The sequence below is a fragment of the Gemmatimonadales bacterium genome, from assembly GCA_036279355.1.
Lineage (GTDB): Bacteria > Gemmatimonadota > Gemmatimonadetes > Gemmatimonadales > GWC2-71-9 > DASQPE01.
The window spans coordinates 55,478-68,836 of the sequence record DASUJH010000049.1 but is presented as its reverse complement, the minus strand read 5'-3'; the positions used below and the strand labels follow the sequence as shown (position 1 = coordinate 68,836).

Here is a 13,359-nt window from a genome sequence, read left to right as displayed (position 1 = left end):
CAGCATCAGCTTTGCGGTCCATCCGGCCGCAGTGGCGGCGGCCGGTTGTTGCTCTCAACGGGGAAATGCCGCGGCGCGGAATGCGGGGCGCCGCCAGCCCACAGTATAGCGGCTGGTGGGCAGGATTGTACAGCCGGCGCGTCGAGCACGCAGCGCATGGCTACCTCCAAGCTGGCTGGCGGCCGAATCGATGGACGAGTACCCTCAAGCAGCCGTCAGTTACCGCATCCTCGAACGACCGGTCAGCCCATGACGCTTCCCACCCGCCCGCTCGGCACCAGCGGCATGCGGCTCACCACCGTGGGGTTCGGCGCCTGGGCCGTGGGCGGCGGCGACTGGGCCTTCGGTTGGGGGCCGCAGGACGACGCCGACTCGATCGCCGCCATCCGTCACGCGCTATCGCGCGGCATCAACTGGATCGACACGGCGGCGGTGTACGGGCTCGGCCACTCGGAGGAAGTCGTGCGCCGGGCGCTCGAGGGGATTCCGGCGACAGAGCGGCCGTTCGTCTTCACCAAGTGCGGCATGGTGTGGAACCCGCGCGACCGGAGCGCGCAACCCGAGCAATCGCTCCGGCCGGAGTCGATCCGCCGCGAGTGCGAAGCATCGCTCCGGCGGCTCGGCGTGGATCGCATCGACCTGTATCAATTCCACTGGCCCGACGCGGTGGGCACGCCGATCGAAGACTCGTGGGCCGAGATGGCGCGGCTCATCGACGAGGGAAAGGTGCGTGCAGGCGGCGTCTCCAACTTCGGCGTCGCGCTGCTCGAGCGCTGCGAGGCGATCCGGCACGTCGATTCGCTCCAGCCGCCGTTCTCTCTTCTCCGCCGGAACGTCGCCGTCGAGGAGCTGCCCTGGTGCAAGAGCCACGGCACCGGCGTCATCGCCTACAGCCCCATGCAGTCGGGCATCCTCACCGACAGCTTCTCGGCCGAGCGCGTGGCGCGACTCGATGCAGGAGACTGGCGCCGGCGCTCGCCGGAGTTCCAGGAGCCGCGCCTCGCGCGCAACCTGGCGCTCCGCGACGCGCTCCGCCCGATCGCGGCGCGCCATGGGGCAACGGTGGCGGCAACGGCCGTCGCATGGACGCTGGCATGGCCCGCGGTCACCGGCGCCATCGTCGGCGCGCGTACCCCCGCCCAGGTGGATGGGTGGATCGGCGCCGCGTCGCTTACGCTCACGGCGGAAGATCTGCGCGAAGTCGCCGATGCGCTGGAGCGCACCGGCGCCGGCCGCGGACCCACGGCACCGCTCCTGGAGGAGCCGCCTCCTGCCGGCCTCTGATCTCGGCTTCGTCCACCGCTTCGTCCCCGCGTCCGATCCGGCGTCGCGGGTGGTGGTGCTCCTGCTGCATGGCACCGGCGGGGGCGAGGCGGATCTGCTCCCGCTGGGCCACGCGGTGGCGCCGGGTGCGGCGCTGCTGAGTCCGCGCGGCAAGGTGCTGGAGCACGGCATGCCGCGCTTTTTCCGGCGGATCGCCGAAGGGGTCTTCGACCTCGACGATCTCAGGTTCCGCACCGACGAGCTGGCGGGGTTCGTCCGCGCCGCGCGCGAGCTCTATCGGCTCGACGGCCGCCCGCTCGTGGCGCTCGGATTTTCCAACGGGGCCAACATCGCGGCCAGCCTGCTGCTCTTGAAACCCGATGTGCTCCAGGGCGCGATCCTGCTCCGTCCCATGGTGCCGCTCGAGCCCGACGAGCCGCCCGCGCTCCGCGGAGTGGAAGTGTTCATCGGCGCCGGCCGCGCCGATACGATTGTGCCGCCGCGCGAGGCCGAGCGGCTGGCCGATCTGCTGGCCCGCGCGGGCGCGGACGTGCAGTTGCACTGGAGCGAGGCAGGGCACGGGCTCGTGCCGGCGGACGTGGATGCGGCGCGCGAGTGGCTCGCGGAGGCGGGGTGATGTGGCGGGGCGCTGCACTCTCTTGACAGCCCACCCGTCCGCGAGCAACTATCCCAAGAGCCTTTCGGACCCTGCGAGCGGCACCGCGGGCTCCCTCGGACCCGCTGGCCCCGTGCCGGAGTCGGCCAGCGCCACGCCATGAGGATATATGTGATGATTCCCGCAGCCCTTGAGCAGGAGCGGCTCCTGCTGGCCGAGCGGCTCCTCACCGAGATCCAGCGCCGTCACGGATTGCCCGACACCCATCAGCTACAGCTCCACGCCAACATTGCCGACCGTTTTCTGGCGGCCTATCTCCCCGAAGCCCGCGAAGGCGAACCCGCCCCGCGCGCGCTCGAGTACGCCTTCACGCCGACGCTCTCCGAGGCCATGGATCTGCTGCACGGCGTGATCACCGAGTCTCCCCACGGGCGAGGGGCCGCCATCTACGTGCACGATCTCGATACCGGCCTGCCGTACGAGGAAGAGGAAGCGGCGTAGTGGCGCCGCGCAGCATTCCGCGTTCGCTTACCGTTGCTCTAGGACTCTTTCTCGCCGCGCCTTCCGCGCGCGCGCAGACGCCCGTCGCCGCGCTCGCCGCCCGGCTCGCCGCCATGACGGCGGTAACCGGCTACGAGCGCGCGATGGGCGACACCCTTTTCACCCTCCTTCCCGGCGCCGAGCGCGACCGCGCCGGTGACGTCGTCCTCGCGCGCGGGAGCGGCACGCCGCGCCGGCTCGCCGTCTGCCCGATGGACGAGATCGGGTTCGTCGTGGGCGAGGTGCGGCCGGACGGATATCTGACACTCCGCCGCTCGCCCGCGCCGGGGAGTGCCGTGCCGCTACTCTTCGACCAGCAGCTCGAGGGACAGCGGGTGACGCTCCTGGGCGATCGGGGGCCGGTGCCCGGCGTCGTCGCGGTGCGCTCGACCCATCTCACCCGCGGGCGCGCCGACCTGAACGGCGCGCCGTTCAAGCTCGACGACGCCTACGTCGACGTGGGCGCCGCGACCGACGCCGACGTGGCGCCGCTCGGCGTGCACCTGCTCACACCGCTCGCGCTCACCAAGCGCCCGCACCGCTACGGCGCCGACCGGATCGCCGCCCTCGCGGCGGGGCGCCGGGCCGCGTGCGCCGCGCTGCTCGCCGCCGCCGTCGACGCGAAGCCGTCGCGCAAGGCACCCAGGGGAACGACCGTGGTCGCGTTTGTCGTCGAACAGAACTTGTCGGTGCGCGGCATGCTCACCATCGCCACGTCGCGGGGGCCGTTCGCCGAGACCTGGATCGCCGACGGCGCCGGCGGCTATTCGGCGCTCGACGCGCGCTTCGTCCCCGCCGGGCCCGTCGCCGCGCTCGGCACCGTCAATCGCTGGGATCTGCCGGTGCGCTACCCGGGCACGCCGGTCGAGTCGGTGTCGCTCGCTGATGTGGAGCGGATGCGCGCGACGATTTCCGCATGGCTTCGCGGCGAGTCTGCGCAATGAGGCGGCGAGTCTTCACCACAGGGCGGCGCGCGGCGCTCGCCCTGCTGGCCGGGGCGTCGTTCACCGCGCCGCTCGCCGCGCAGAACCTCCCGCCGATCGACGCCGCCCGCATCGCCGAGACCGAGTCGGTGCTCGGGCCTTTGGTCGAGAGCTACGGCCCCTCCGGCGCCGAAGGCCCGGTGCGCGCCACAGTGCAGCGCATGCTTCCCTCATGGGCACATGCGGAGACCGACACGGCGGGCAACCTGTGGGTGCGGGTGGGCAAGGGCGATCCGCTCGTTGTCTTCGTCGCCCACATGGACGAGATCGGCTTCAGCGTGAGCGCCATCGGCGACGACGGCTCGCTCGAGGTGAAGCCGATCGGCGGTTTCATTCACTCACTCTTCGAGTCGCGGCCCGCACTCATCCACACGCCGGGTGGCGACGTGCCGGCCGTGTTCGAGCCAAGAAGCGCGCTGCTTCCGGGCGCCGATTCCGCCGCGCGCGCGTCGCTCACGCATCAACCCACCGCGCTCGTGGTCGACGTCGGCACGGAGAACCGCGCCGCCACCGAGCGGCTCGGGGTCAAGGTCGGGCAGACGATCACCATGCCGAAGGAGTACGTGCGCCTGGCCGGCACCCGCGCCACGGGCCGTTCCTTCGACGACCGGGTGGGCTGCACCGCGCTCATCCTGGCGCTCCGCCGGCTCGATCCGTCGCGGCTCAAGCATCAGGTGATCTTCATCTGGAGCGTGCGGGAGGAGATCGGGCTCGAGGGCGCCGCGGCTGCCGCGGCATCGCTCGGCGGGCATGTGGCGCGGGTACACGGCATCGATACGTTTGTCTCCGCCGACTCGCCGCTCGAGATCAAGACCTTCGCGGACGCGCTGGTGGGTGACGGCCCCGTGTCGCGCGCGGTGGACAACAGCGCGGTGACGCCGCCGCCGCTCGTCGACACGCTCGTGGCGCTCGCGCGCACGCGCGGCATCCCGTTGCAGGTGGGGACCACCAACGGCGGCAACGACGGTTCGGCATTCGCGGCGTGGGGTGTCCCCGACGTGGCGATCGGCTGGCCGCTCCGCTACAGCCACTCGCCGGCCGAGGTGGTAGACCTCAGGGACGTGGCGGGGCTCGCGGACATCGTACAGGCGGTGGCGGAGGGGTGGTAGCGGCTCACGCAATCGTCGCTGTGTGCGCCCGCGACCTTCGCGACGTTACCAGCTCCTCCACCCGCCGCACCAGCTCCCCCGGCGCAAACGGCTTCTGCAGGAACGGCTGGCCGGCATCGAGCCAGCCGCGCTCGGCCATGTCGGCGTCGGCGTAGCCCGACATGAAGAGCACCGGCACGGCCGGCGCGATGCTGCTCGCCCGGCCCGCCAGCTCGCGCCCGCTCATGCCCGGCATCGCCACGTCGGTCACCACGACGTGCACTCCATCGCCGCGCTTCCGGAGCAGCTCGAGCGCCGCCTCGCCGTCCGCGGCTTCGAGCACCGCATAGCCCCGCTCGGCAAGCGCCCTGCGCACGATCTGCCGCACCAGGGGATCGTCCTCCACCACGAGCGCCACGTCGCCCCGGTGGTCCGGCCCGGCCGGAGCGGTGGCCGGCACCGGCGCCGCCGCCTCCGCCGTGAGCGGCAGGTAGATCGCGAACGTCGTTCCCCGGCCCGGCTCGCTGCACACCGAGACGTACCCGCCGCTCTGTTTCACGATCCCGTACACGGTGGCGAGGCCGAGCCCGCTGCCGTGGCCGACGCCCTTGGTCGTGAAGAACGGCTCGAACGCGTGGCTCAGCGTCTCCGGCTCCATACCCGCACCGGTGTCGGTCACGACGAGCGCCGCGTACGGGCCCGGTGGCGCCCTCATTCCCTGCATCCGGGCCACGTCCGCAGCCGACAGCTCGACCGCCCCGGCCACGATGGTGAGCCGGTGCCGCCGCCCCTCAGCCGGCGACTCGGCCATCGCGTCGCGCGCGTTGAGCGTGAGGTTCAGCAGCACCTGCTCGAGCCGGCCCGGATCGGCCTTGATGGCGACCGGCGCGCCACCCAGCTCGAGCACGAGCGCCGCGTGCTCGCCAAGCGTCCGCTGCAGGATCGGCGCGAGCCCCTTCACCAGTGCGACAAGGTCGAGTGTCTGCGGCTGGAGCACCTGGCGGCGGCTGAAGGCGAGGAGCTGCGCCGTGACGCCCGCCGTCCGCTCGGCTGCCTTGCGCATGTGCTCCACCTCCTCCCGCACCGGCTCCGGCAGGTCGTCACGGCTGAGCAGAAACTCGGCGCAGCCGAGCACGACGCTCATCTGGTTGTTGGCTTCGTGCGCGATCCCGCCGGCGAGCTGGCCCACCGCCTCCATCCGATCGGCCTGCCGCAGCCGCTCCTCGGTGTGCCGGCGGTGGGTGATGTCTTCGACCGTACCGACGAAGCCCGCGAGCGCGCCGCCGCTCAGGATCGGCGCCGCGTTGACCCGCGTCCACACGGTTTCGCCGCCCGCGGGACAGAAGCGGTGCTCGCTTTCGAACGGCTGCCCGCGTCCGGCCGTCTCGTACCACGTCCCAAAGACCCGCTCGCGGTCGTCCGGGTGGATGGCGCCGCTCCAGCCTTTCCCGCGTGCCTCGTCCATCGTGAGTCCGGAAATGCGCTGATACGTCGCATTGACGTAGGTGCAATCGCCTGAAGCGTCCATCACGAAGATGCCGAGCGGCGACGATTCGGCCATGGCGCGGAGGCGGGCCTCGCTTTCGGCGAGGGCGGCCTCGCGCTGCACCCGCTCGAGCTCCGCCTCGGCGTGCCCCGCAAAGAGCTGGAGCAGGGCCTCGGGACGGCCGGTCTCGTCGATGGCGCGGTCGTGCATCGCGATCAGGAGCCCCAATACCCGGCCGTCGGATGCGCACAGGCGCGTGCCCATGTAGGCGGTGATGCCGCGCTCGGCGATCCAGCGCGAGCCCGGAAAGCGCTCGTTCACGCCGCTCCGCACGAACTGCATGCCGTGCGCGATCACGTCCTGGCACACGGTTCCGACCACGTCGTACTCGAACGGCTCGGCCGGCGCGCCGGCGTCCCAGAGGGCGAGGACGCGTTCCCTGAGCGGCGTGCCGCTCACCGCCTCTGCGACCAGCGCCGCGCGCACGCCCAGGGTCTCGGCGAGCGCGCACACGAGACTCGGGAAGAAACGCGAGCGTTCCCCCCGGCTGCACTCGAGCAGTCGCCGCTGCGCGAGCTCGAGCCGCTTCTGCGCCGTGACATTGACCTTGACTCCGACTAGGCGCGGTGCCTTGCCGGCCGCCTCCACCACCCGCGCGCGCGCGTGGATCCAGTGGAGGTTCCCGTCGGGGCGGAAGATGCGGTACTCCGATTCGCATTCGCCCCGCCCCGCGAAGGCAGCCTCCACACCCCCCGTCATCTGCTCGCGATCGTCGGGGTGGACCATGCCGACGATCAGATCGAGCGAGACCGCCGCGTCCGCCGCGAGCCCGAATTGCGCCCTGCAGGTGTCGGAGAAGATGAGTGCGCCGGTGGCCGGCTCGTAGTCGAACGAGCCGAGCCGGCCGATCTCGAGCGCCAGGCCAAGCCGCTCCGCGCTCTCCCGGAGCGCCAGCTCGGCGCGCTCCCGCTCGATCGCGATGGCGGCGGTACGGATCGCGAATGCGATGAGCCGTTCGTCCTCCGCGGCCAGGTCGCGGGCCTCACGGTAGTACAGCGCAAAGGTGCCCAGCACCTCGCCCTTCCGCGAGAGGATCGGGATGGACCAGCAGGCCCGAAGCCCGTGCTCGGCCGCGAGCGCCCGGAAGTCGGACCACCGCGGGTCGGTGGCGATGTGGGTGACGTAGACCGGCTGCTTGAGGAATGCGGCCGTGCCGCAGGATGCGGCCGAGGGCCCGACCGTCAGGCCATCGATCGCCTCGTTGTATGCCTGCGGCAGGCTCGGCGCCGCACCGTGGCGCAGGTGCCGGCCGTCCGGATCGAGCAGCAGAATGGAGGTGAGCAGGCCGGAGCCGGACTGGCGTTCGACCAGCTCCAGCAACGCGGTCAGCACATCCGCCAGTTCGGCGTCCTGTACCATGAGCTCGAGCACACGGGTCTGGCCGGAAGGCCACACCTCGGCGTGAGCGGGCCGTGTCGGGTCCATATGATCGCTCTCCCCGCGGTCTCGCGCGGCATGGGCGCGCGGGGCGGAGATATGAAGGCGTTGGTCGGCTCCGCCTTCCGGCGGACACGGGTTGCAACATTGCGGAGGGGGACGGCACATGCAAGCACCCGGCTCGTGTGGGCCGGGCCGGGGCCGCGCGCGTCCGCGGCGTGTCTTGCGCACCCGGCAAAGGCGTTGCATGATTATGCACTATGCAATCCGCCCGCGGCGCCATCGCCCTCGCCTTCTCCGGCGGCCTCGACACCAGCTTCTGCGTCCCCCGCCTCGCCGAAGACGGCTGGACCGTGCACACCGTCTACGTGCACACCGGCGGCGCCACCCCGGCGGAGCGCGCCGCCATCGCGGCGCAGGCCCACGCCGTCGGCGCCGCGCGGCACCACGAGGTGGATGCGCGCGTCGAGGTGTTCGACCGCTTCGTCCGCTTCCTCGTCCAGGGCAACGTGCTGCGGGGCGAGGTTTACCCCTTGAGCGTGGCGGCGGAGCGAACCCAGCAGGCGCTCTCCGTGGCCGAGGTGGCGCGGAGCATCGGCGCGCGTGCCGTGGCCCACGGTTCGACCGGCGCGGGCAACGACCAGGTGCGCTTCGACGTGGCGCTCCGCGTGCTGGCGCCCGAGCTCGAGATCGTCACCCCCATCCGCGACCTCGGTCTCACCCGCGACCGCGCCATCGCGTATCTCGAGGCGCGCGGGCTCCCCGTCCCCGAGAAAGCGGGCGCCTATTCCATCAATCGCGGGCTCTGGGGCACCACCTGGGGCGGTGGCTGGACCCACGACACCTGGGCCGGCCCACCCGACGAATTGCTCGAGCCGCCCGCTGACGCGCCGCCCGCGCGCGAGATCGTCCTCACCTGGAGCGCCGGGCTTCCGTGCGCGCTCGGCGGCGAGCCGCTGGCCGGCGCCGCGCTGGTCGAGCGGCTCGGCGAGCTCACCCACGCCTACGGCATCGGCCGCGGCATCCACGTGGGCGAAACGGCGCTCGGCATCAAGGGACGCATCGGGTTCGAGGCGGGCGCGGCGCTCGTGCTGATCGGCGCGCACCGCGAGCTCGAGAAGCTCGTGCTCACCCGCTGGCAGAGCTTCTGGAAGGACCACCTCGCCCGCTTCTACGGCGACCGGCTGCACGAGGGCCAGTACTTCGACCCGGCGCTGCGCGACATCGAAGCACTGATCACGAGCTCGCAGTCGCGCGTGGCCGGCGAAACCCGCGTGCGGCTCGCGCCCGGCCGCTTCCACGTCGTGGGCGCCCGCAGCCCTCACTCGATGCTGGACCGCTCGGTCGCCACCTACGGCGAGGAGCACCGGCTCTGGACCGGCGACGAGGCCCGCGCCTTCGCGCGCGTCGCCGCCATCCCCTCGCTGCTCGCCGCGCGCGCGAACGCGCACGCAGACGCGCAAAGGAGCTGACATGGTCGTCACCACGCGGGTGCGGCTCACCCGCATCGCGTCCTCCACCCGCAACGCGCACCTGGCGCCGGAAGTGATCGTGGGCGACCAGATCATCGCGGCCGAGGGCTATGTGCTCGCTGCGCGGATCCTGGAGGACAAGTCGACGTACAACACCGTCGAGGACGTGACCGGCCGCATGCTTTCGCTCCGCGCCGGCGACGTCCTGGCCGGCACGCTCGGCACCCGCCGAGCGCTGCGCGGATACGCCGGGGTCGTTCCTTCTACCATCGCCGTGGGCGACACGATCGACGTGCTGAACCTGGGCGGCATCCTCGGCCGCTGTACCTCGGTGAACCCGGAGATCGGCCCGCCGTTCCGCGCCGAAGTGCTGGGCGCGGTGCTCACCTTTCCCGCCCTGGGCGACCGGGTGGGCCGGCCGGCGCACATCCGCGACCTCGCGGTGCCGCCCGCCGATCGGCTCGAGTGCAACGTGCCCGTCGTGTACGTCGCGGGCACCTGCATGAACGCCGGCAAGACGGTGGCGGCGACGGAGCTGGTGCGCGGGCTCACGCGCGCGGGGCTCCGCGTCGCCGCCGCCAAGCTCACCGGCGTCTCGCTCATGCGCGATGCGCTCTCGATGCAGGATGCCGGCGCCGTCGCGGCGCTCACCTTCAACGACATCGGCATCGCGAGCACGCACGCGGGCGTCACCGTGACGACGGCCAAGGGCATCTTCAACCGGCTCGCCACCCATCACCCCGACCTGATCGTGGCCGAGCTGGGCGACGGCATCCTGGGCGAGTACGGAGTGCAGGACATTCTGAGCGACCGGGAGCTGACCGCTGTCGGCGCGGCGTACGTCATGGCGGCACCGGATCCGGTGGCGTGTTGGGGAGCGGTGGAGTTGATGAGCAGGGAGTACGGTCTCCAGGTGACAGCGATTACGGGGCCCGCGACGGACAACGAAGTCGGTAAGGTGTACGTGACGGCCGAGCTGGGAGTCGCCGCGCACAACGCGCGGCGCGAGGCGGACGCGCTGGTGGCGACGGTGAGACAAGCGGTGAGCAAGTGGACGGCAGGGGAGGACGTGACCGCCTCTCCCGCCCTAACCGCCTCTGGCGCGCCTGCGGCGCGATGAAAGTCGCGGTGATCGGTGCGGCCGGCTACGTCGGCGGAGAGCTGCTGCGCCTGATCCTCGACCATCCTGCCGTGACGGAGTGTCTCGCCACCAGTCGGAGCCAGGCCGGACGACCCATCGCGGATGCGCATCCGGCGCTTGCGACGCGCACCGACGCGCGGTTCGCGGGGCTCGAGGCCGCCGAGGCGGCGAGTCAACGCGACGTCGTCTTCCTTTGCCTCGAGCACGGCGAGTCGTCGCGCATCGCGGGCGAGGTGCTCGATGCCGGGCCCGGCCTGGTGGTGGATCTCGCGGCCGATTTCCGCGTGGCGGACATGAAGCTCTACGAGCGGTTCTATGGGCGGCACGCGGCGCCCGGGTTGGCACCCTGCTTCACCTACGGCTTGGCGGACGTGCTGGGCGAGCGGCTCCGCGGTGCGCGCGCGATCGCGGCGCCCGGTTGCTTTGCGACGGCCGCGGCGCTGGCGCTCTTTCCGCTTGCGGGCGTGCCGCTCGCGGCGCCGCCCGCGCTCTTTGCTGTCACCGGCTCGAGCGGCGCGGGCGTGCAGCCCAAGGCCACGACGCATCATCCGATGCGGGCGCACAATCTCTTCGCCTACTCGGTGCTGGGACACCGGCACGAGGCCGAGGTGCTGCTCCGCTGGCGCGAGTGGACCGGCCGCGCTGACGCCGACGCGCGCCTCATGACCCACTCGGGCCCGTTCGTGCGCGGCATCTATCTCACGCTGCACGCCTGGCGCGATCTCGGCGACGCCGCACGGACCGCCGCAGCCGGCGCCGCCGACGCCGGGCACGCCGACGCCGGGCACGCCGACGCGAGCGCCGCCGAGCTATTCGCCCGGGCCTACGCCGGCCGCCCCTTCGTGCGCCTGCTCGACCAGCCACCCGAGCTCACCCACGCGGTGGGCACCAACTACGCGCTGATCCACGTCGCCGAGTCACCCGACCGCCGGGAGATTCAGGTGATGGTCGCGATCGACAACCTGGTGAAGGGCGCCGGCGGCCAGGCGCTGCAGGCGATGAATCTGGCACTGGCATTGCCGGAGACGGCCGGACTGCTCGGCGGAGGAATCTTTCCGTGCTGAGCGCCCTGCTCCCCGGCTACGCGCCGATGCCGCTCCAGCCGGTCTCCGGCCGCGGCTCCTGGCTCGTCGACGCCGACGGCAACGAGTGGCTCGACGCCTACGGCGGCCACGCCGTCGCCGCGACCGGCCACTCGCACCCGCACGTGGTGCGCGCCATTGCCGAGCAGGCCGCGACGCTTCTCTTCTATTCGACCGCGCTCCCGTATCCCAACCGCGAGCGCCTGGCGGCCGCGCTCGCCGCGCGCGTGCCGCTGAATGATGCGCGCCTCTTCTTCTGCAACTCCGGCGCGGAAGCCAACGAGAACGCCCTCGGCATCGCCCGGCGCCACACCGGCCGGCAGGCCGTCGTCTCGGTGCGCGGCGGCTGGCACGGCCGCACCGCGGCGTTGCTCGCGGTGACCGACGGCGCCCGCTACGAGGACGGCGCGCGCCGCGCCGGCGTGCCGCTCTCGCGCAAGGTGCCGTTCGACGACGTGGCGGCGCTCGAGCCTTCGGTGGACGAGACCGTCGCCGCGCTGATCGTGGAGCCGGTGCAGGGCATGGCCGGCGCGCGCGACTGCTCGCTCGAGTTTCTCGAAGCCGCGCGCGCCGCGTGCGACGCGCACGGCGCGCTCCTCATCTTCGACGAAATTCAATGCGGCGTCGGCCGCTCGGGCGCATTCACCGCGGCGGAAGCCTACGGCGTTACCCCCGACCTGCTCACACTCGCCAAGGGCCTGGGCTCTGGGCTTCCGATCGGCGCCGTGCTCGTGAGCGGCGCCGTCGGCGAGCGGGTGGCGCCCGGCGATTTGGGCAGCACGTTCGGCGGCGGCCCGGTGCCGTGCGCCGCCGCGCTCGCGACACTCGAGGTGATCGATCGCGAGCGGCTCATCGAAAACGCGCTGGACGTGGGCGAGGAGATCCGCCGCGGCGCGCTGGCGCTCGGCGTTCCCGCGGTGACGGGGCGCGGGCTGCTCCTGGGCTTGAGGCTCGGCCGGCCGGCGCAGCCGGTGCAGCGCGCACTGTTCGCGCACCGGGTCCTCACCGGCACGGCGACCGACCCCGAAGTCCTGCGCCTCATGCCGCCGCTTTCGTTCACGCGCGACGAGGCCGCGCTGCTGCTCGCCGCGCTGGGAGACGTGCTCAGCACAAGCGCCGACTCGATCTCGGCACCGGGCGCCGCCCCCGCCACCCCCGCGCCCGCACCGACCTCCTCGTGACCAAGCGCGACTTCCTCGCCATGGAGGACTGGAGCCCCGAGGCGATCGACGCGCTTCTCGCCCTCGCCGCACGCGTGAAGCGCGGCGAGATCACGGGCGGGCTCGAGCGCAAGCTCCTGGCGATGATCTTCCTCGACCCGAGCCTCCGTACCCGCGCCAGCTTCGAGGCCGCGATGTTCCTGCACGGCGGCCATGCCATGGTGCTCGAGCCGGGGAAGGGGAGCTGGAGCCTCGAGACGGAGCCGGGCGCCGTGATGGACGGCGCCACCGTCGAGCACATCGCCGAGGCGGCGCGCGTGCTGAGCCGCTACGCCGACGCGCTCGCCGTCCGCTCCTTTCCCCGCGGCGGCGACTGGTCGGTCGCCCGGCGGGATGCCGTGATCCGGGACTTCGCCCGCTACGCCGATGTGCCCGTCATCAACCTCGAGTCAAGCCGCCGCCATCCCTGTCAGGGCGTGGCCGACGCACTCACGCTGCGCGAGCGCCTCGGCACCACCGAGGGCAAGCGCTTCGTGCTCACCTGGGCCTGGCACCCGAAGGCGCTTCCCACCGCCGTGCCCGCCAGCGCCGCCATCGCCGCCGCGTGGCTCGGCATGGAGGTCGTGATAGCGCGGCCCGACGGTTACGAGCTGGACCCGGAGGACACCGCGCTCGTTCGCCGCATCGCGCAGGAACGCGGCGGCGAGTTCGTGCACATCATCAATGACCCGGACGAGGCACTGGTCGGCGCCGACGCGGTGTACGCCAAGTCGTGGGGCTCGGTGAAGCTGTTCGGCCATCCCGCCGAAGAGCAGGCACTCCGCGCGTCGCTCCGCGACTGGCGAGTCACCGAGAGCCGCCTGCGCTCCACCCGCGGCGGCCGCGGGATCGTGATGCACTGCCTGCCGGTCCGCCGCAACGTGGAGATCGACGACGCCGTCCTCGACGGCCCCAACTCCGCGGTGATCGACGAGGCGGAGAACCGCCTGCACGTACAGCGGGCGTTGTTGCTGGAGCTGATAGGGGACGGACCGGCGGTCGGGCGGTCCGGCAGTCGGTGATCCACCGCATCGGAGTCAGCGACCGCCCGA

11 protein-coding genes are annotated in these 13,359 nt (G+C 72.3%); 10 read left to right on the top strand and 1 reads right to left on the bottom strand.

Translation table 11 applies throughout. The features are described from left to right. Positions 1-249: 249 nt before the first annotated feature. From VFW66_12150 to VFW66_12130, 5 genes are all read left to right on the top strand, one after another. A complete protein-coding gene (locus VFW66_12150; GenBank protein HEX5387449.1) occupies positions 250-1,284 on the top strand; it encodes an aldo/keto reductase in 1,035 nt (344 codons plus the stop codon). Further along, positions 1,208-1,900 (top strand): alpha/beta hydrolase, encoded by a 693-nt coding sequence (locus VFW66_12145; protein ID HEX5387448.1) that lies wholly within the window; start codon positions 1,208-1,210, stop codon positions 1,898-1,900. Before VFW66_12150 ends, VFW66_12145 begins: the two co-directional genes overlap by 77 nt. A 153-nt stretch (positions 1,901-2,053) precedes the next feature. After that, on the top strand, positions 2,054-2,380 hold the full coding sequence (locus VFW66_12140) for a hypothetical protein (protein ID HEX5387447.1): 327 nt from the start codon (positions 2,054-2,056) through the stop codon (positions 2,378-2,380). Continuing rightward, positions 2,380-3,363 (top strand): hypothetical protein, encoded by a 984-nt coding sequence (locus VFW66_12135; GenBank protein HEX5387446.1) that lies wholly within the window; start codon positions 2,380-2,382, stop codon positions 3,361-3,363. Before VFW66_12140 ends, VFW66_12135 begins: the two co-directional genes overlap by 1 nt. Further along, complete coding sequence (locus VFW66_12130) at positions 3,360-4,511, top strand: M20/M25/M40 family metallo-hydrolase (GenBank protein ID HEX5387445.1); 1,152 nt, start codon at positions 3,360-3,362, stop codon at positions 4,509-4,511. The genes VFW66_12135 and VFW66_12130 overlap by 4 nt, the downstream gene beginning before the upstream one ends. A 4-nt stretch (positions 4,512-4,515) precedes the next feature. On the opposite strand, the gene VFW66_12125 is transcribed toward VFW66_12130, so the two are convergent. After that, a complete protein-coding gene (locus VFW66_12125) occupies positions 4,516-7,461 on the bottom strand; it encodes a PAS domain S-box protein (GenBank protein ID HEX5387444.1) in 2,946 nt (981 codons plus the stop codon). Positions 7,462-7,673: 212 nt separating this feature from the next. Here VFW66_12125 and VFW66_12120 point away from each other — a divergent pair, with 212 nt between their 5' ends. The 5 genes from VFW66_12120 to VFW66_12100 are packed head-to-tail and all read left to right on the top strand — an operon-like array spanning position 7,674 to position 13,329. Then, positions 7,674-8,885: an argininosuccinate synthase domain-containing protein gene (locus tag VFW66_12120; GenBank protein ID HEX5387443.1), complete on the top strand. Its 1,212-nt coding sequence runs from the start codon at positions 7,674-7,676 to the stop codon at positions 8,883-8,885. 1 nt (position 8,886) lies between these two features. Beyond that, positions 8,887-10,005 (top strand): hypothetical protein, encoded by a 1,119-nt coding sequence (locus tag VFW66_12115; protein ID HEX5387442.1) that lies wholly within the window; start codon positions 8,887-8,889, stop codon positions 10,003-10,005. After that, a complete protein-coding gene (gene argC, locus VFW66_12110; GenBank protein HEX5387441.1) occupies positions 10,002-11,090 on the top strand; it encodes an N-acetyl-gamma-glutamyl-phosphate reductase in 1,089 nt (362 codons plus the stop codon). Before VFW66_12115 ends, argC begins: the two co-directional genes overlap by 4 nt. Next, the gene (locus VFW66_12105) at positions 11,084-12,289 is read left to right on the top strand and encodes an aminotransferase class III-fold pyridoxal phosphate-dependent enzyme (GenBank protein HEX5387440.1); all 1,206 of its coding nucleotides are present in this window, start codon (positions 11,084-11,086) and stop codon (positions 12,287-12,289) included. The genes argC and VFW66_12105 overlap by 7 nt, the downstream gene beginning before the upstream one ends. Further along, positions 12,286-13,329: an N-acetylornithine carbamoyltransferase gene (locus tag VFW66_12100; protein HEX5387439.1), complete on the top strand. Its 1,044-nt coding sequence runs from the start codon at positions 12,286-12,288 to the stop codon at positions 13,327-13,329. The genes VFW66_12105 and VFW66_12100 overlap by 4 nt, the downstream gene beginning before the upstream one ends. The last annotated feature ends 30 nt before the right edge of the window (positions 13,330-13,359 follow it).